15 protein-coding genes are annotated in these 19,079 nt (G+C 60.0%); 9 read left to right on the top strand and 6 right to left on the bottom strand.

Features of this window, described 5'->3' with window-relative positions; genetic code table 11:
* Positions 1–252: 252 nt before the first annotated feature.
* Positions 253–1,257, top strand: a complete 1,005-nt coding sequence (locus C4J90_RS14580; protein ID WP_124420153.1) for a hypothetical protein — start codon at positions 253–255, stop codon at positions 1,255–1,257.
* Between the two features lie 328 nt (positions 1,258–1,585).
* Here C4J90_RS14580 and C4J90_RS14585 read toward each other — a convergent pair whose 3' ends face one another.
* Positions 1,586–2,479 (bottom strand): LysR family transcriptional regulator, encoded by an 894-nt coding sequence (locus tag C4J90_RS14585; protein WP_124420154.1) that lies wholly within the window; start codon positions 2,477–2,479, stop codon positions 1,586–1,588.
* 94 nt (positions 2,480–2,573) lie between these two features.
* Here C4J90_RS14585 and C4J90_RS14590 point away from each other — a divergent pair, with 94 nt between their 5' ends.
* The 6 genes from C4J90_RS14590 (at position 2,574) to C4J90_RS14610 (ending at position 8,429) form a co-directional block, all read left to right on the top strand.
* On the top strand, positions 2,574–3,752 hold the full coding sequence (locus C4J90_RS14590) for an MFS transporter (RefSeq protein ID WP_124420155.1): 1,179 nt from the start codon (positions 2,574–2,576) through the stop codon (positions 3,750–3,752).
* A gap of 44 nt (positions 3,753–3,796) precedes the next feature.
* Positions 3,797–4,279 (top strand): VOC family protein, encoded by a 483-nt coding sequence (locus C4J90_RS14595; protein WP_124414831.1) that lies wholly within the window; start codon positions 3,797–3,799, stop codon positions 4,277–4,279.
* A gap of 295 nt (positions 4,280–4,574) precedes the next feature.
* Entirely contained in the window at positions 4,575–5,951 is a 1,377-nt protein-coding gene (locus tag C4J90_RS14600) for a cystathionine beta-synthase (protein WP_124420156.1), read from the top strand.
* Positions 5,948–7,114: a cystathionine gamma-synthase gene (locus C4J90_RS14605; protein WP_124420157.1), complete on the top strand. Its 1,167-nt coding sequence runs from the start codon at positions 5,948–5,950 to the stop codon at positions 7,112–7,114. The genes C4J90_RS14600 and C4J90_RS14605 overlap by 4 nt, the downstream gene beginning before the upstream one ends.
* Positions 7,115–7,281: 167 nt before the next feature.
* The gene (locus C4J90_RS27165; protein ID WP_256658866.1) at positions 7,282–7,590 is read left to right on the top strand and encodes a transposase; all 309 of its coding nucleotides are present in this window, start codon (positions 7,282–7,284) and stop codon (positions 7,588–7,590) included.
* An 8-nt stretch (positions 7,591–7,598) separates the two neighbouring features.
* Positions 7,599–8,429, top strand: coding sequence for an IS3 family transposase (locus C4J90_RS14610; protein WP_256658976.1), 831 nt, complete (start codon positions 7,599–7,601; stop codon positions 8,427–8,429).
* Positions 8,430–8,681: 252 nt separating this feature from the next.
* Here the strand turns inward: C4J90_RS14610 and C4J90_RS14615 are convergent, their stop codons facing one another.
* From C4J90_RS14615 to uvsE, 5 genes are all read right to left on the bottom strand, one after another.
* Positions 8,682–10,883 (bottom strand): OsmC domain/YcaO domain-containing protein, encoded by a 2,202-nt coding sequence (locus tag C4J90_RS14615; protein ID WP_124420158.1) that lies wholly within the window; start codon positions 10,881–10,883, stop codon positions 8,682–8,684.
* A gap of 145 nt (positions 10,884–11,028) precedes the next feature.
* Entirely contained in the window at positions 11,029–14,532 is a 3,504-nt protein-coding gene (locus C4J90_RS14620) for an AAA domain-containing protein (protein WP_124420159.1), read from the bottom strand.
* 304 nt (positions 14,533–14,836) lie between these two features.
* Positions 14,837–15,613 carry a nucleotidyltransferase domain-containing protein gene (locus tag C4J90_RS14625; protein ID WP_124420160.1) on the bottom strand — a complete coding sequence of 259 codons (777 nt, stop codon included), beginning with the start codon at positions 15,611–15,613 and terminating at the stop codon, positions 14,837–14,839.
* On the bottom strand, positions 15,610–16,089 hold the full coding sequence (locus C4J90_RS14630; RefSeq protein WP_124414836.1) for an ATP-binding protein: 480 nt from the start codon (positions 16,087–16,089) through the stop codon (positions 15,610–15,612). Before C4J90_RS14630 ends, C4J90_RS14625 begins: the two co-directional genes overlap by 4 nt.
* A gap of 39 nt (positions 16,090–16,128) precedes the next feature.
* Entirely contained in the window at positions 16,129–17,157 is a 1,029-nt protein-coding gene (gene uvsE / locus C4J90_RS14635; RefSeq protein WP_124420161.1) for a UV DNA damage repair endonuclease UvsE, read from the bottom strand.
* Positions 17,158–17,361: 204 nt separating this feature from the next.
* Here uvsE and C4J90_RS14640 point away from each other — a divergent pair, with 204 nt between their 5' ends.
* Together C4J90_RS14640 and C4J90_RS14645 are read left to right on the top strand one after the other, a co-directional pair.
* A complete protein-coding gene (locus C4J90_RS14640; protein WP_124363074.1) occupies positions 17,362–17,784 on the top strand; it encodes a DUF2231 domain-containing protein in 423 nt (140 codons plus the stop codon).
* On the top strand, positions 17,781–19,073 hold the full coding sequence (locus C4J90_RS14645; RefSeq protein WP_124420162.1) for a sorbosone dehydrogenase family protein: 1,293 nt from the start codon (positions 17,781–17,783) through the stop codon (positions 19,071–19,073). Before C4J90_RS14640 ends, C4J90_RS14645 begins: the two co-directional genes overlap by 4 nt.
* Positions 19,074–19,079 lie beyond the last annotated feature (6 nt).

Raw genomic sequence — 19,079 nt, forward strand, 5'->3', positions numbered from 1 at the left:
TGATGACCCAAGAGGTCTCTATTGCTGAAAGGTATGTTCGAGATCTGAAACGATTCAACTAGGTTGATGAAAGCCTAAAAGGCTCCGCAACCATTTTTAAAAATTACAACACAATGATGGTAATCCGCCTTATAATTGTCATGCATTTGCTTATTTCGCGGCCCTTCCAAAATTCCGCAATTTACTTTAAGACAAACATGATAAACAGATAGGAGCACCATGTTATTTAATACGAACACACAAGGTAAATACGTGGAAAAAATTAAAAATCTCGCAGCCTCAATTGAAAATCACGCTTCTTTCGACTACATCTCTAAGTTGGCTGAGCAACTAATATGGTTTGTCGACCAAAACATTGAACTGTCTCGGGCTGCCGATGGTACGATTTTTTTTGGAGATCATCGTACAAAAATTGAGAGCATTTTAGAGCTAACTCCTTTTAAGATTGGTCACTTAGAAGACGCACATTTCTGTTCGGCAAAATTTTTAAGAGAGCTGAGCTATGGAAGCTCACACAACTACAATGACAGCGAAATTGTACTTTTTTATTTATTCCCTGAATTCAGACAAATAGACTACAAAAAAGTTGATGAAATAAGATTCGGGATACCGGTAGCACTGATTCTCGAACCGCAAATTAAAGAAATAAACAGTACGCACAGCATGCTTAAGAAAGTAGAGGCATGGGAAGAATCTTTGAAACAATGGGATGTTCGAGTAAAGCAAAGCGAAGATCGCTACCAAGGAGTAATTGACGCTACAAATTACCTCGGCCTTGGAAACGCATTTGACAAAATGCTCCAAGAAAAACGTCGCGAGCGTGACGGACTACGTAGTAATCTGACGAAGGTTGGTCTGATTACTTTGGTTATACCCGTTATTTTCCTCCTTTCGGGAACATCAAATTTTATTCAGAGCTTGTTTAGCGACGACGTAAAAACTTCAGTTTCGTCTATTTCCACTTTTGTGTTCTCTATCGCGCTTGAAGCCTTATTACTTTATTACTTCAGAATTATTTATGGGCAATGGCTCATCGCGAAGAAACATGTTTTGCAGCTAAGCCTGAGGCATGAAATGTGTGCGTTCGTAAATGAATACGCGAAGAGTGCCAAGGACATGGACAGAACAACTCTGTCTAAATTCGAAAATCTTGTATTCAGCGAGCTGTCTGCAGACCTCAACGCTCCGCCCAGCGTGTACGATGCCGTTGATTCAATAGCAAAGGTCATTAGCAGCCTCAAGAAGCCAGAATCCTGAGATGTGTCGCTGGCAAATAGAAATCCTCAGCGGCTTTAGTGGACGGTATTGCGGCTCATATCTCTTCCAGGCTTGGAGTGTGGCGCATGAACGATCGACCGAACCTACGTCTGGCAAACGCAACGGAAGCGTTCGAGTCAGGCATTTAGGTCACTAGAGCTCATAGAGCACTTTCGGCGACAAAAGGATTGATCCCGGCGGCGTGTAAACGCGAGTCGGCAATTTGCCAAACCGGAAGAAATGCGACGGATTATTGTCCCTGCTCTAAGTGTCTGCTCCAGGCCGAAACCTGCCGGTTAAACGCCGCTGTTCACTCCTCCATGCCCCCTCACCCCCAATCCCCCCCCACCAAAAAATCCACAAACGCCCTAACCCTTCCCGGCATCGCCGCCCCACCCACAAACACCGCATGAATCGGTTCCACATCCCCCGGGTTATACGCTTCCAACAACGCCACCAACTCCCCCCGCTCCAGATCCTGCGCCACACTAAACGCCCCCACCCGCGCTATCCCCGCCCCCAGCTTCGCCAACTGCGCCAACGCCTCTCCGCTATTCCCTTCAATCGTCCCCGCCACTTTCAGCGAAAAATCGCGCCCATCCACCCGAAACGGCCAATCTGGCGCCGCTCTGCGGAAGTTGAAGCGCAGACAGTTGTGCTCAAGTAAATCCTGTGGCGTCACCGGGGTGCCGTGGCGGGCCAGGTAGTCGGGTGAGGCGACGATGACCTGGCCGGTGGAGCCGATGTGGCGGGCGGTCAGGGGGCTGTCGGCCAGGTGGCCGAAGCGGATGGCGACGTCTGCTTGGCCGGCGAGGATATCCACGAGTTCATCGCCGAGCATCAGGTCGACCACGATGGCGGGATAGCGGGCGCTGAAAGCGGCGATCAGCGGCACGACGGTCAGGCGGCCGTGGGCCAGGGCTGCGCTGACTCTCAGGCGTCCGCGGGGGGCGCCCTGGTCGGTAATGGCGTCTTCGACTTCGGCCATGTCGGCCAGGATCCGCCGGGCGCCGCGCAGGTAGGCTTCGCCTTCGGCGGTGAAGGTGATGGCACGGGTGGTGCGCAGCAATAGCCGGGTGCCGATGCGCCCCTCGGTGCGGGTGATGATGCGGCTGATGGACGATGGCGTCAGCCCCAGGGCGCGCGCGGCGCCCGACAGGCTGCCGTGCTCCGCGACCATGACGAACACTTCCATCTCTCCCGAGCGGCCGCCGATGTCCATTTGTGCCTCCTGCGCAAAGGTGTAGTTCCCAACCAGGGGCTACTGCTGCAAAAGGCTGGATTGTAGCATTCGGCACACAGATGAGGAGTCACCCATGCGTATCAATCCACCCCTTGTAGCCTTGTCCATCGGTGCCTTTGGCATCGGGGTCACGGAGTTTGCCCCCATGGGCATGTTGCCCGGTATTGCCGCCGACCTTGGCGTATCCATCCCCGCCGCAGGGCTGTTGGTGAGTGCCTATGCCATGGGCGTACTGATCGGCGCGCCGATCATGACGCTCGCGACGGCCAGGGTGCCGCGCCGGTATCTGTTGATCGGGCTGATGGCGATCTTCACCTTGGGTAATCTGCTGTCGGCGCTGGCGACCAATTACCAGACCTTGATGATAGCCAGGCTGGTGACATCGCTGAACCACGGGGCGTTTTTTGGCATTGGTTCGATTGTGGCGGCCAGTGTGGTCGCGCCGGAGAAGCGCGCGGGGGCAGTTGCCGCGATGTTTTTGGGGCTGACCCTGGCGACCATTGGCGGCGTGCCATTGGCCACCTGGTTTGGCGAGAACTTCGGCTGGCGCACGGCGTTCTGGGGCATCAGCGGTCTGGGCGCGGTGGTGATGGCCGCGCTGTGGTGGGCACTGCCGAATGCACCCGCGCCGAAGGGTGGCAGCCTGATGGCGGAAATCCGCGTACTCGGTCGCGGGCCAGTGCTGGCGGCGTTGGCACTGACCGTGGTCGGCTCCAGTGCAATGTTTACCGTGTTCACTTACATCGCGCCGATTTTGCGCGATGTCACCCATGCGTCGACCAACTTCGTCACCGGTATGCTGGTGCTGTTCGGTATCGGGCTGACCTTGGGCAACGTGTGGGGTGGCAAGTCGGCGGACCGTTCGGTAGACCGCACGTTGATTACCTCGCTGGTGGTGTTGATCGCCGTGCTGCTGGCCTTTTCGGTGCTGATGCAATGGCCGCTGCCCGCCGCACTGTCGATCCTGCTGTGGGGCGCCGCCAGTTTTGCCCTGGTACCGCCGTTGCAGATGCGCGTGATGGAAGCCGCCAAAGATGCGCCTAACCTGGCCTCGGCAATGAACATCGGCGCGTTCAATTTCGGTAATGCCATCGGCGCGGTATTGGGCGGCGCGGTGCTCAATGCCGGGCTGGGCTATCCCGCCGTTTCCCTGGCAGGCGCGCTGATGGCAGGCCTGGGTTTGTTGATGGTGCTCGGGTTGGGCTGGCGTTCGCGGCGTGCGGGTGCTTGTGGTAAAGACGCCCTGGCGTAGCGATCGTCTAGACTCCAGGCACCTTTCAACCTGAGGAGCCTGCGATGAACAACAAAAATACGATTTGCCTCTGGTACAACGGCGATGCGCTGGAGGCGGCGACCTTCTACGCCCAGACATTTCCGGATAGCGAAGTGAAGGCGGTGCACTACGCGCCTGGCGACTACCCGGCCGGTAAGCAGGGTGATGAGTTGACCGTGGAATTCAGCGTGCTGGGCATCCCGTGTCTGGGCCTGAATGGCGGCCCTATGTTCAAGCACAGTGAAGCGTTTTCCTTTCAGGTGGCGACCGATGACCAGGCGGAAACCGACCGGTTGTGGAACGCCATTGTCGGCAATGGCGGGCAAGAAAGTGCCTGTGGCTGGTGCAAGGATAAATGGGGCCTGTCGTGGCAAATCTCGCCACGGGTATTGGTGGATGCGGTGACGAGCAAGGATCCGGCAGTCGCCAAGCGTGCGTTTGACGCGATGATGACCATGCGCAAAATTGACATCGCCACCATCGAAGCCGCCATCGCCGGGCGCTGATGGGGTGTTTGGATGTGGGAGCGCACGAGCTTTAGCGAGGCCGCGATAGCGGTGGCTCAGGTGGCGCATAGGCCAGCAGTACCGCCGCCTTCGTAGCCTCGCTGGGGCTCGACAACTCCCACAGTTGATCTGCGTTGCCTGCGGGTGCTGTGCCCGCCATCAACCTCCATGCGCCAAAAAAAGTCATGCATCGGACCACCCGGTTGCAGCTCGGGCGGGACCGGCCTATGTTTCTAGCCATGCTCTGCATTCTGCTGTCCCCCACCCTACGCCCATCCCGTAACCAGGTGACGACATGCCTACTCTATCCCGCCCCGCCGTACTTGAACTGATCGGAAACACGCCACTGGTCAAGGTCAGCCGCTTTGACACTGGCCCTTGCACCCTGTTTCTCAAGCTTGAATCGCAAAACCCCGGCGGTTCCATCAAGGACCGCATCGGCCTGGCGATGATCGACGCCGCCGAGCGCGACGGCCGCCTGCGCCCCGGTGGCACGATTATCGAGGCGACCGCCGGCAATACCGGCCTGGGCCTGGCACTGGTTGGCCGGGCCAAAGGCTACCGGGTGGTGCTGGTGGTACCGGACAAGATGTCCACGGAAAAAGTGCTGCACCTCAAGGCCATGGGCGCCGAGGTGCATATCACCCGTTCCGATGTGGGCAAGGGCCACCCCGAGTATTACCAGGACGTGGCCGCGCGCCTGGCCAAGGACATTGCGGGTTCGTTCTTCGCCGACCAGTTCAACAACCCGGCCAACCCCCTGGCCCATGAAACCAGCACCGCGCCGGAGATCTGGGCGCAGACCCAGCATGATGTAGACGCGATTGTGGTAGGCGTCGGCTCGGCCGGCACCCTCACCGGCTTGACCCGTTTCTTCAAGCGCGTGCAGCCCGAACTGGCCATGGTGCTGGCCGATCCGGTGGGTTCGGTGATGGCCGAGTACAGCCGCAGCGGTCGGCTTGAAACCCCTGGTTCCTGGGCCGTGGAAGGCATCGGCGAGGACTTCATACCGTCGATTGCCGACCTGTCCAGCGTGCGCCACGCCTACTCCATCAGCGATGAAGAAAGCTTCGACCATGCCCGCCAGTTGCTCAAGGCCGAAGGCATTCTTGGCGGCTCGTCCACCGGCACCCTGCTCGCCGCCGCGCTGCGCTATTGCCGCGAGCAGACCGAGCCCAAACGCGTGGTCACCTTCGTGTGCGACACCGGCACGCGCTACCTGTCCAAGGTCTACAACGACCAATGGATGAACGACGCCGGCCTGTTGCAGTACAAGCACTACGGCGACCTGCGCGACCTGATCGCCCGTCGCTTCGAAGATGGCCGGGTGATCAGCGTGAGCCCCGACGATACCCTGCTCACCGCCTTCCAGCGCATGCGCCTGGCGGATGTGTCGCAACTGCCGGTGCTGGTGGACGGCACGCAACTGGCGGGGGTCATCGATGAGTCCGACCTGCTGTTGGGCCTGCACCAGGACGCCACGCATTTTTCCATGAGCGTGTCCAGCGCCATGACCCGCACCCCGCACACCCTGGCCCCCGGCGCCAGCCTGGCCGAACTGCAGGCGGAGCTGGATCGCGGCCTGGTCGCCATCATTGCCGACGCCTCGGGCTTCCATGGCCTGATCACCCGCGTCGACCTGCTCAACCACCTACGGAGATCCCTTGCATGAGCCAGCCCGATAAAAGCGCGTTCGCCACCCGTGTGATCCATGCCGGACAGTCGCCGGACCCAACCACGGGCGCGCTGATGCCGCCGATCTACGCCAACTCCACCTACCTGCAAGACAGCCCCGGCGTGCACAAGGGCTTTGACTACGGCCGTTCCCATAACCCCACGCGCTTTGCCCTGGAACGTTGCGTTGCCGACCTTGAAGGCGGCACTCAGGCCTTCGCGTTTGCCTCGGGGCTGGCGGCGATTTCCACGGTGCTCGAATTGCTCGATGCCGGCGCGCATATCGTTTCCGGCAATGATCTGTACGGCGGCACCTTCCGCCTGTTCGACAAGGTGCGTCAGCGCAGCGCCGGGCATACGTTCAGCTATGTGGACCTGAGTGATCTATCGGCGTTTGAAGCGGCGCTGCGGGACGACACGCGCATGGTCTGGGTCGAAACGCCCAGTAACCCGTTGCTGAGCCTCACCGACCTCAGCGCCATCGCCCGCCTCTGCCGCGCCCGCGGCATCCTCTGCGTGGCCGACAACACCTTCGCCAGCCCGTGGATCCAGCGCCCGCTGGAGCTGGGGTGTGACATCGTGGTGCATTCCACCACCAAGTACCTGAACGGCCACTCGGACGTGATCGGCGGCATCGCCATCGTCGGCGACAACCCTGAATTGGCTGAGCGCCTGGGTTTCCTGCAGAACTCGGTGGGCGCCATCGCAGGGCCCTTCGATGCGTTCCTGACCCTGCGCGGCGTGAAAACCCTGGCCCTGCGCATGGAGCGCCATTGCCGCAACGCGCTGGAACTGGCGACCTGGCTGGAGCAGCAACCGCAGGTGTCGCGAGTGTATTACCCGGGCCTGAAATCCCACCCACAGCACGAACTGGCCCAACGGCAGATGCGCGGGTTTGGCGGGATGATTTCAGTGGACTTGAATAGCGACCTGGCAGGCGCAACGCGCTTTCTGGAAAGCGTGAAGATCTTCGCCCTGGCCGAGAGCCTGGGTGGCGTGGAGAGCCTGATCGAACATCCGGCGATCATGACCCACGCCAGCATCCCGGCAGCGACGCGGGCGCAGTTGGGGATTGGGGATGGGTTGGTGCGGTTGTCGGTGGGGGTTGAAGATGTGGAGGACTTGCGCGCGGATCTGGCCCAAGCCCTGGCCCACATATAAATCCCCAAACACCGGCGATCCAAATGTGGGAGGGGGCTTGCCCCCGATAGCAGTCTGTCAGCCACTGGGTTAGTTGACTGAACCACCGCATCGGGGGCAAGCTGAACTGGCCTAATGATCCCGGACACCTCTTAAGGGCGATATGATTCGCCCAATCAGGAGGTTCCATGCAACAGCGAAAGACCTACACCCACGAGTTCAAGCAACGTGCTGCAAGCATGGTTCTTGATGATAACTGTTCAGTTCCCGACGTCTGTGCATCGATGGACGTTGGCCCTACGGCTCTGCGCCGCTGGGTTGATCAGGTTCGTAAAGAGCGTCACAAAGGGCAGCCAGTGGCAGGTACCAAGGCTATCAGCGATGAACAGCGAGAGCTTCAACAGCTACGAGCCAAGGTCAAGCGCCTGGAGAGTGAGGCTGAAATCTTAAAAAAGGCTACGGCTCTCTTGATGTCGGATCCCGATCGTTTTTCCTGATCGAGGAACTGAGGGAGTCGAGTTTATATCCGACCAGCCTGCTTTGCAGTGCGCTAGGCGTTTCCCGCAGCGCGTTTTATGACTGGCTTAAGCGTCGCTCAGAGCCAAATACCAAGCGTGACGCGCTTAGAGCAAAAGTCGTGCAACTGCATGACGAAAGCCGGGGAAGTGCAGGTGCACGGATGATCTCTCAGCACTTGAAGGCCCAGCAGATCAAGGTAGGTCGGCATCTGGCCGGAAAACTTATGGCGGAGGCAAATCTGGCCAGCAGACAGCGCCGCCGCCATCAATATCGCTCTAGAGGCGTTGAAGCATTTGTGGCCAAGAACCTGCTTGAGCGTAACTTCGAGCCAACCGCAATTAATCAAGTCTGGTGCGGCGACGTTACCAGCCTAATGGTTGGGAAACGCTGGTATCACTTGGCAGTGGTCATTGATCTGTTCGCCCGCCGAATCGTTGGCTGGGCGTTTTCTCTGATCAATGACGCCAACCTGGTTAGCAAGGCTCTGAGAATGGCGGTGGAGGTTCGAGGCAAACATGCAGGCTTGATGTTTCATTCGGATCAAGGCTGCCAATACACCAGCCAGCTCTTTCAGTCCGCGTTGCTGGAGTATGGGATAACCCAAAGCATGAGCCGCAGAGGGCAGTGCTGGGACAATGCACCAATAGAGCGTTTCTTCGGGACGCTCAAATCAGAGTGGGTGCCCACCAAGGGCTATATGACGGTTGAAGAAGCCAAGCAGGATATGACCAGCTTCTTCATGCGATACAACCGAATCAGGCTCCACAGCTACAACAACTACCTGTCGCCAATAGCCATGGAGCAAAAAGCGGCATAAACACCGTAATCGGTGTCCGGGATTACTTGACCAGTTCAAGCCCCCTCCCACAGGTGACGGCGCCCGGCTCAAGCCCTGCGTCATTGCGTGCATTGGACTGGCCCACATCCAATCACCGGAACACCACAACTCCAACTGTGGGAGGGGGCTTGCTCCCGATAGCAGTCTGTCAGCCCTGGGTTAAGTGACTGAACCACCGCCATCGGGGGCAAGCCCCCTCCCACATTTTGACCTTCATGCATCAGGTAGCTATCAACGTGCTGAGGTGATGTTGGCCCGCGCCGCGTGCAACTTCTTGTAGCTGTCGATCAAGCGCAAATGCCGGTCCAGCCCTTCGAGCTTCATGCTGGTCGGCGTCAGCCCATAAAACCGCACGCTGCCGTTGACCGAGCCAATCACCGCGTCCATGCGTTCGTTACCGAACATGCGGCGGAAGTTGGCTTCGTAGTCGGCCAGGTCCAAGTCGTCGTCCAGCTCCATCTCCAGCACCGCATTCACCGCCTGGTAGAACAACCCGCGTTCGACGGTGTTGTCGTTGTACTGCAGGAACATTTCCACGCATTCCTTGGCCTCCTCATGCTGCTGCAAGGCGAGGAAGATCAGCAGCTTCAGCTCCAGGATGGTCAGTTGACCCCACGCGGTGTTGTCGTCGAACTCGATGCCGATCAGCGTGGTGATATCGGTGTAGTCGTCCAGCTCGCTTTCGATCAAACGCTCGACCAGCGCGTGCAACTGCGCTTCGTCCAGGCGGTGCAGGTTGAGGATGTCTTCACGGAAAAACAGCGCTTTGTTGGTGTTGTCCCAGATCAGGTCGTCCACCGGGTAGATTTCCGAGTAGTCCGGCACCAGGATGCGGCAGGCGGTGGCGCCCAGGTGCTCATAAACCGCCATGTACGACTCTTTGCCCATGCTTTCCAGAATACCGAACAGCGTCGCGGCTTCCTGGGCGTTGGAGTCTTCGCCGTGGCCGGAGAAGTCCCATTCGACGAATTCATAATCGGACTGGGCGCTGAAGAAGCGCCACGACACCACACCGCTGGAGTCGATAAAGTGCTCGACGAAGTTATTCGGCTCGGTCACCGCCTGGGCTTCGAAGGTCGGCTGCGGCAAGTCGTTCAAGCCTTCGAAGCTGCGGCCTTGCAGCAGTTCGGTGAGGCTGCGCTCCAGCGCCACTTCCAGGCTTGGGTGGGCGCCGAACGAGGCGAATACACCGCCGGTACGCGGGTTCATCAGGGTCACGCACATCACCGGGAATTCACCGCCCAGGGACGCATCCTTGACCAGCACCGGGAAGCCCTGGGCTTCCAGGCCTTCGATACCGGCCAGAATGCCGGGGTATTTGGCCAGCACCTCGGCCGGTACATCCGGCAGCGCAAATTCGCCTTCGATGATCTCGCGTTTCACCGCCCGCTCGAAAATTTCCGACAGGCACTGCACCTGGGCTTCGGCCAGGGTGTTGCCGGCGCTCATGCCGTTGCTCAGGTAGAGGTTTTCGATCAGGTTGGAGGGAAAATACACCACCTCGCCATCGGACTGGCGCACGAACGGCAGCGAGACGATGCCCCGCGCTTCGTTGCCCGAGTTGGTGTCGAACAGGTGCGAACCGCGCAGCTCGCCGTCGCGGTTGTAGACCTTCAGGCAGTAGGCATCCAGAATTTCACTCGGCAACTCGTCGTTCGGGCCCGGCTGGAACCAGCGCTCGTCGGGATAATGCACGAAGGGCGCGTTGGCCAGTTCCTCACCCCAGAACTGGTCGTTGTAAAAGAAGTTACAGTTGAGCCGCTCGATGAACTCGCCCAACGCCGACGCCAGCGCGCCTTCCTTGGTCGCGCCCTTGCCGTTGGTAAAACACATCGGCGAGTGGGCATCGCGGATATGCAGCGACCAGACGTTGGGCACGATATTGCGCCACGAGGCGATTTCGATCTTCATGCCCAGGCCCGCCAGGATCGCGGACATGTTGGCGATGGTCTGCTCCAGCGGCAGGTCCTTGCCGGCGATGTAGGTGCCCACCTGGGACGTCGAGTTGGGCATCAACAGCGCCTGGGCGTCGGCGTCGAGATTGTCGACTTCCTCGATCACGAACTCGGGCCCGGCCTGCACCACTTTCTTCACGGTACACCGGTCGATGGAGCGCAGGATGCCCTGGCGGTCCTTGTCCGAGATATCCGCCGGCAGCTCGACCTGGATCTTGAAGATCTGGTTGTAGCGGTTTTCCGGGTCGACGATGTTGTTCTGCGACAGGCGAATATTCTCCGTGGGAATATTGCGCGTAGCGCAGTACAACTTCACAAAGTACGCCGCACACAACGCCGACGAAGCCAGGAAGTAATCGAATGGCCCCGGCGCCGAACCGTCGCCTTTGTAGCGAATCGGCTGGTCGGCAATCACCGTGAAATCATCGAACTTGGCTTCAAGCCGAAGGTTGTCGAGAAAGTTGACCTTAATTTCCATGCGGGCACACCAGAATAACGGGCTAAACAAAATGGCCGCCATTATGAAGATTTTCGCCGGGAAGTCTCAGGGTTTTGCGTGTGGGCTGCTGATCGGTATCGCTATGCCAGCAGCGCTTGAGCCGCTGGCATAACGTGATGGCCGGTCAGAGTTCGCGCGAAATCAGGCGTTGCGCCAGGCTGGTTCGATTGATCGCCAACTCGCTGCTGACGTCCGGCCCGCGATAGACCATGGACGTTTCATGGCGCACATAATCGCCCGAACGCGCCGCGCTCAGCCAATTGAACGAGCCCACGCACAACAGCGCTTCATCGGCCATCACCAGTTTGCTGTGCACCTTGTTGACCACACGCACCTGCACCGCGTGGTGCTTCAAAGTGGCCAGCGCATCCTTGAATTCGGCGACTTTGCCGGGGTCACCGTCGGACTTGCTGCGGCCGATGCCCGTGTTGAAGTGCAAATCGGTATACACCGTGACCGGCACCCCGCGCTGCACGGTGCCGCACATGGCCTCAAGGGCGCCGCTTTCGCGCATCCCCCTCAGGCGCACCCAGGGCGTCACGATCTGCACCTGCTGCTGCGCCGTCTCCAGGGTCTGCAACAGGAACTGATCATGTTCGGCAAACTCATGCAGGTGGCTCAACCCGGTGCGCGCCGTCAGTAAATCCGCCCGAGGCTGGAAATCAAACGTGAGCGCATTGTCCGCGCTGTTCAACAAGTACTGCGCCAACCTGCCACGCGGCTTGCTGGCGGGGATCTGGCTGAACAGGTCCATATCGCCGAACACCAGAAAACTGTCTTTGGCGCGGGAAACCGCCACGTTCAACATGCTGTCCCTACAGTCGATAAACGCACCGTCGGCATGCTTGGAATACACCGCAGAAAAAATCACCACCGGGCGTTCGGCGCCCTGGAAGGAGTGCACGGTGCCAACGGTCATTTCACCGTCGCCTTTGCCGGTACGGATACCCAGGGCGGCGCACGCCTCGGTAATGGCCTGGGTCTGCGCGCCAAAGGGGGTGATCACCCCGAGAATTTCCCAGAGCTCCTTGTTATAGCGCTGGGTCAGCTGCTGTTCATTGGCCTTGATCCAGGCAGCGATGGTCTGTGCCTCGAGCAGGTTATGGCGGCTGCCGCCCTGCTTCTGCTGGCACAGCCCGTCGATATGCAGGTAACCCAGGCCCGGCAAGCCACCCTGCGGTTTGGCGCCGCGTCGCGGTTGCAGCTTGCCCTTGTAGCAGAGCGCATTGCAGTAATCGATGATCGAGTCATAGCAACGGCGGTGTTCATACAGATAAAGGCCGCGGGCCAGGTCGCGGTCGTAATGATAGCGGCTGGTGGACTGCGCAATCGCCATGACGCTGCCACTGGCGGCACTGCGCCCGCTGTCACAAAAGGCTTCGTACTCATCGTCCACACGGCTGCGTGACAGCAGACCGGCAGCGAGCAGGTTGCCGATATCCACCGACGGCGGCACCGACCATATCGGTTCGATTTGTTGCGTGTCGCCAATCACCAACGCTTGCCGCGCCAGGGCGAACGACGGCGCCGCCACTTCGGGCAGCACCTGGCCCGCCTCGTCTACGATCAGCAGGTCGATGAAATTCAACGCGTAATCGGCGACATAACCATTGCCGTCATGGCGACTGCACGACAGCTCGGCCGGCAAGCGGTAGAACGTCGCCACCACGCAAGGCGTGAGCTTCATCCAGCGCCGCCAGTTTTTCTCCAGGGTCTTGCGGCCGTTCTTTTTGCGGCTTTTAAGGATCAGTGGCAGCTCATCGGCGACTTCCAACAGCCAGCGGCCCTCCCAATAATGCGTGGTCAGCAGGAACGTCTCGAAGCGCAGCGAGGTGTCCGCCCAACGGTCGCAGTCCTCCAGCGTCACCTCGGCGGCGGGCTTGCCGACGGCATTGGGTAACCGACCAATCACCGCCTGCCAGTTCGACAGCTCGCGCTGTTCATCGCGCCGCAATTGCTCCACACGCTCACGCTGGGTTTCAAGGATTTTCAGGCTTTGGGCGGTGTGCGCCACGGCGGCCGTCAGCAGGCGCTCTATCTCATGCACGTCGTTGGCGCTCTGCAGCTGTGCATCAGTTTCATCGATGTGCAGTTTGGCCAAGCGCAGGCGCTTGGCGGCAATCGGGCCGAACCAGCCGAACAGCGTGTAAATCAATGACTCATGGGCCAGGTAATGCTTGAAATCTTTCAGGCGTGCCTTGGCGCTTGCCAACTGATCGGACTGCGCCCGACATTGCCCTTCAAGCGTCGCAATTGCCGTGTATGGATTATCGCCGAGCAAGGCCTTCATGGCGTCGCGCGCCGCGTTCAATCTTGCCCAGCCCTTCTCGATATCGCCCAGTTGCTGCTGGCGCAGTTGAATCAGGGCCTGCAGCTTGTCGACGGTGCCTTTGAGCGTGGGCTGCGACGGCCCGGGAAAGGCGATGGCGGCATGCTCCAGATAAGCCTGCTGCGCTTTATCCAGATAGGCCTGCGTCTCCAGCTCCAGGTAAAAGCTTTTGGTCTGATAGGTGCGGGCCATCTCCGCTTCCGCAGCGGCCTTTGGAAAGTAAGCGCCAAAGCTGTTGATATCCGGAAGCCAGCGCCCAGCAAAGGGGCCGGTGCCTGCCGAGAAGTCCTTGCCAAATGCCTTGATGATATTGGTGACCGCCTGATTGTTCGTAGAACTGGCGACAATCACCGGCGGCTCGCCGCCCTCGGCAGCGGCCTTGGCCCAGAGCGAGGCGACGACCGACAAGAGCAACGTGGTCTTACCGGTACCCGGCGGCCCGTTGACCGCCAGGATATCCCCGGCGTTGCCCGCCAGCAGGTGCGCGAGGCTGTCGCGTTGGGCAGGCGCCAGCGCGTATTCGTCACCGGCATGCCCTCCTCGCCCGGCGAACAGGCTGTTGGCGGCCAGGCACGGTTCATCGGGCATGCGCTCGCGTTGTGCGAACCGCTCGAACAACGGCGCATCCGGTTTGCCAAGGCGCAAATGATCGTACAGCGCCACGATATTGCGGCTGAAACCTTCGGCCTTCTGTTCCTTGAACACATAGCAATAGTTGACCGGATCAAAACCGTCATCCACGCCGTTCCAGGCGTTGCAGACCGTCTGGAACATCGTCTTGCAATAGCGCAGATAGGTGATCCACTGCTCGCGGTAGTGCTCCGGCTGCACCTCCGTGCCGGCGGGTGGCGGCTCGAACTGCGGCGCATCTTGTGCGGTTAGAAACGTATCCAGGTCATGCTGGGCGCCGATGGTGAAGTTGTCCCGATCCAACGGCTCCAGAATATCGCGCGGCACCAGCGTGGGCCCGGTCGGATAGATCAGCCCGTCGCGGGTGACCGACACCCGGCAAATGATCGGCGTGATAAACGCCGGCAGCCCGTTGCGCGCCTGGCGGTGCTCCTGGCGCGAGGCGTACACGAATGGGCGCAGCGTGACATCCACCTGGAGCAGTTGTGCCGGTTCGCCGGCAAATAGGCTGTCCACTTGCTCAACCGGCAAACAACCGGCGGCCAGCGAAGCCAAGGGCACTGCGGAGTAGGTTTTGACATGGCTCGGGGATAACGCGCCATTGCCGTTTTCCGCGTCGGCCAGCGAGGTGCGCCAGTAGTTGGCGAGTTTCAGAGAATAATCGTTCATCGTCCTGATTCAGTGCAGACCGTGACTCACTGTTACGGTCGGTGGGTGGGGATGTGGACCGAGGGTAACGGTTCAGGGAGCAGGTGGGCAATCACCTGAGGCTAAAGGCACCTCTGAGGCGCAGATCGAAAAACCCCGGCCTCTGCCAACATCTCGGCCAACGCATGCGGCCATACCCTGTCATCCGATGATCGCAGTGCCTGAGCTGACCAATACCGATGATCGGCCATGACCTAGGCTTCCTGTTCAGTCCATGCGGCTTTGCGCTCGCGCATTAAATAGATTCCTTTCTGATCGCCACAGGTTATGCCGACTGCGAAACCATCCAGTCGATGAATGCATCAAGGCGCAGCAAGAACGCCTCACCCTCGGCGCTTGGGTTTCTGGCCTCGAACAGGAAGTAGGCGATTTGGGTGATCATGGTCGGATAACGCTGCCGGAACAGCGCCACATGCTCCTCCAGCGTCTGCGGCCACATCGTGGCTTCTGCTGACCGCAGCGTATGCGTGGAGCGGATCAACTTGCGCGCAGCTTCGCGCTGCAAACGCAGGCGTTGCGGTGTGTTCGCGGCCTGCACGATGTCTGCGCGATAGCGGCTCAGCACTTCCACAAAATCATCGTTGAGTGCCAGGGCGATATCGCGGCTTGGCCGGAATGGCTCGAACCGCAACCCAAGGTCATCGCCCCACAGGCACCGGCAATGATGCTTGAGCCAGAACCCCCAGCGATTATGGTTCTGCGGTGCCAATACCTGTGCGCGGTGGCCAATGTCGAAATCCACCTTCGTGACACAGGGATGCCGCTGCTCCAGCGCCAGCCGCGCCCGTTCAAGCTGTTCAAGCACGGCTGCCTGAGGGGGATCACTCAACACCAGGGTAAGATCGAGGTCGGACACTTCGGCAGTGGCATCGCCCCGGGCAACACTGCCGTAAAGATAGATGCCATCCAGCCCGAACGCCGACTGCGAAAGCGTCGCCAGCACATCCGCCAGTAGAGGCTCGAATTCAGGCTGCACGGGCGCGGCGCCCACGGTGACAACATAGCCGTTGGCGTCAACACCGACAGGTGGTTCAGCACTCATAAGCTATGCACCTCGATCACCAGGCCTTCCTCTTCGCTCGGCACACGAAAGTGGCGGGTAATCAGGTCGAATTCGGCATCGGTGGCGGCGAAATCATGCTCGCCGCTGGCGTTGCGTGCGTGCAGTCGAGTCCGGCAGGTGGCGTCATCCAGCTCCAGGTAATGCAGGCAATGCGGTGCCTGGGCGGCCTGCGCCAGGGTGAGCAGCCATTCGCGATTGGCCAGGGTGTTGGCCGGAAAATCCAGCACCACATTGACGCCCGACTTCAGCAGATCGATCACCAGCGGCTCCACGACACCGCGGATCTGCCGGGCACAGGCCAGGTAATCGGCGATGGTCTTGATCTGACCGGGATACAGCGTGGCGAGCCAATGGTCTTCGCTGAGCAAGATGGCAGCGTGATCGGTGGCAAGACTGCTGGCGAGCGTAGACTTGCCGGACGCAATCTTGCCGCAAAGCAGATGCAGGGTAGCCATGGGACGGTTCCTTTGTGGGGCCGCAAAGCATGCCATGTTTCAGGCGGATCGGTGCTGCCAATACGTATAGAACGCCAGGGCGGCGATGTTCTTGTCCTTGGCTTCGAGCATGATGTCGAAGCGATCCAGAAACTGCAGTGCATAGTCGTTGGTCCAGCGGTTCCACATTTGCGCGCTGTGGGCGTAGAGGTCGCGCTTGGACACCACTTTCAACAAGGCCGCCATTTCCAGTTTGTGCTCGGTGTCAAAGCCCAGGGCCTGCAGGCTTTCCGGGGGCTGGGAGTAATGCATCGTGGGCCGCACGCCGCGCCAGCTGTCGATGACTTTGGCGACGCGTGGGGAATCGGGGTCGATGTAGTGGTCTTCGTTGATCCAGCAATGGTGAATGTCCAGTACCACCGGCGCCAGGTCGGCGACTTGCAGGCAATGGTCCAGGCCGTAGGTTTTCTCGTCATTCTCGAAGGTGATGCAGTTGCGCGCCACTTCGGACAGGCGCGACCACACCGCCCGCGTGCCTTCGACACCCAGGCGCCCGGCGATATGCACGTTGCACTTGAGGTCCTGGAAGCGGCGGCCGTAACCCATCATGCGGATCATGTCGGCGTGGTACTCGAATTCGGCCAGGCTGTTCTCCACCACGCCAGGGTTTTCCGAGGCCAGCACACAGTACTGGCCGGGATGAAACGACAGGCGGATATCCGACGCCCGCGCCAGCTCGCCGATGGCGGCAAACCCTTCCTGCAATTGGCGCTGGATCGCCGGGTCCTGATAGACAGCGGCAACGTCGGGGTGGCTGTAGAACGGCAACAGGTCACTGCTCAGGCGCAGCATGCGCAGGGTCGGCGGCAACTCGGCGACGTAGGCCAGCAGGCGCAATTGGGCGGCGAGGTTGTGGGTGACTACCTCGACCAGTTTATCCCGCGCCACCTTGGGCTCGACGCTTTTCATCCAGCGCAACGTAGTGGTACGCGGGTTGAACGGGCCTTCGATCAGCTTCAAGGCACTGGCCGAAGGCAGTCGTTCGGGATGCTTGTACTGGCATGCAAAGCCGATGCGCGGGTGGGTCATGGGAACGCCTGTAATAAGCAATGAAGGTTAGAGGCTTAGGTGAATCCGGCCGCCAAGGGTTCGAAAAACATCCGGACACGAACCTTCGGTGAACTTTCTCACAAACAGCGCGCTCCTTTCCTATGCAAAGCCTATGTGCAAAGCCTATGCAAAGTCATCGCACGCCTAGCCAGGCGTGCCGAACGATAAGGAGCTGCATCCCCAATGACTACCCTTCCCGCCTACCGCTGCACGCCAGGCCCGCTGCATGCGACCTTGCTCGCCGGCAGCGTGCCGCTGTTCCTCGGCGCCACGCTCAGTGACATTGCCTACGGCCAGACCTACCAGATTCAGTGGGCCAATTTCGCGTCCTGGCTGATCGCCGGTGCGTTGGTGTTCAGTGGGTTTGCCCTGTTATTCGCCCTGGTCAATCTGCTGCGCGCCGAACGCAAGGCCGGGCGCCCTGCCGCTTACTTTCTGGTGTTGTTGGCCGCTTGGGTGCTGGGGCTGATCAACGCCTTCCAGCATGCCAAGGATGCCTACGCCATGATGCCGACCGGCCTGGTGCTGTCAGTGATCGTCACGCTGCTGGCGATGGTGGCGACGTGGATCGGCCTGACTAACCTGCGTTCGGGAGCTGCCCAATGAAAACCACCCACACCTTGACCCTGTTAAGCGCAGCGTTGCTGCTGGCCGCGTGCGGCGGCGAAGGCGACAAGACTCAGGTCCACGGCCCCGACCCCAAGTTACCGGCCCAACAAAGCAGCCTGCTGCCGAGCATGAAGATCGCCGAGCCCGTCGCCTGGGGCGACCAGAAGCCCAAGGTACCCGAGGGCTACAGCATCACGGCGATCGCCACCGACCTCGCCATCCCGCGCCAGACCCTGGTACTGCCCAACGGCGATATCCTCGTCGCCGAAGGCCGTGGCGGCAGTGCGGCCAAGCTCAAGCCCAAGGACGTGATCGCCAGCCTGATCAAGGCCGAGGGCAATACCAAGGTCAAGAGCGGCAACCGCATCACGTTGTTGCGCGATGCCGATGGTGACGGCACTTATGAACTCAAGACCGTGTTCGCCGACAACCTCAACGCGCCCTATGGCCTGGCGTACGCCGATGGCAAAGTCTACGTGGCCAACCAGGACGCGCTGGTGCGCTTCGACTATGCCGACGGCCAGACCAAAGCCAGCGGCGCCCCGACCAAGGTCACCGACCTGCCGGCGCAGATCAATCACCACTGGACCAAATCCCTGGCGGTGAGCGAGGACGGTCGCCAGCTCTATGTCGGGATCGGCTCCAACAGCAACATCACCGAGCGTGGCATGGAAGTGGAAATCGACCGGGCGATGGTCTGGCAGATCGACGCCGCGACCGGTGCGCACAAGCCCTATGCCACCGGCCTGCGCAACCCGACGGCGCTGACTATCCAACCGGGTTCGGGGCAGTTGTGGACGGTGGTCAACGAGCGCGATGAACTGGGCCCGGACCTGGTGCCCGATTACCTCAGCTCGGTGCGCGAAGGCGCCTTCTACGGCTGGCCTTATAGCTACTGGGGCCAGAACGTCGACCCGCGTGCACAACCGCAGAACCCGGCCAAAGTGGCTGCGGCGATCAAGCCCGATTACAGCCTCGGCTCGCACGTTGCGGCACTCGGTGTGGATTTTTCCATCCCGGCCATGGGCGAAAAATTCGCCGACGGCGTATTCGTTGGCGAACACGGCAGTTGGAACCGCGATAATCCGGTGGGTTACAAGGTGATCTTCGTACCGTTCAGCAACGGCAAACCGGCTGGCGAGCCTGTGGACTTCGCCACCGGTTTTCGCGGGGATGATGGCAAGACCCGTGGTCGCCCGGTCGGTGTGACGGTGGACCTGAAAGGCGCGCTGATCATTGCCGATGACTTGGCCAACACAGTGTGGCGGGTAACGCGTAATCGATAAACCGAC

This window comes from Pseudomonas sp. R2-60-08W, assembly GCF_003852335.1.
Lineage (GTDB): Bacteria > Pseudomonadota > Gammaproteobacteria > Pseudomonadales > Pseudomonadaceae > Aquipseudomonas.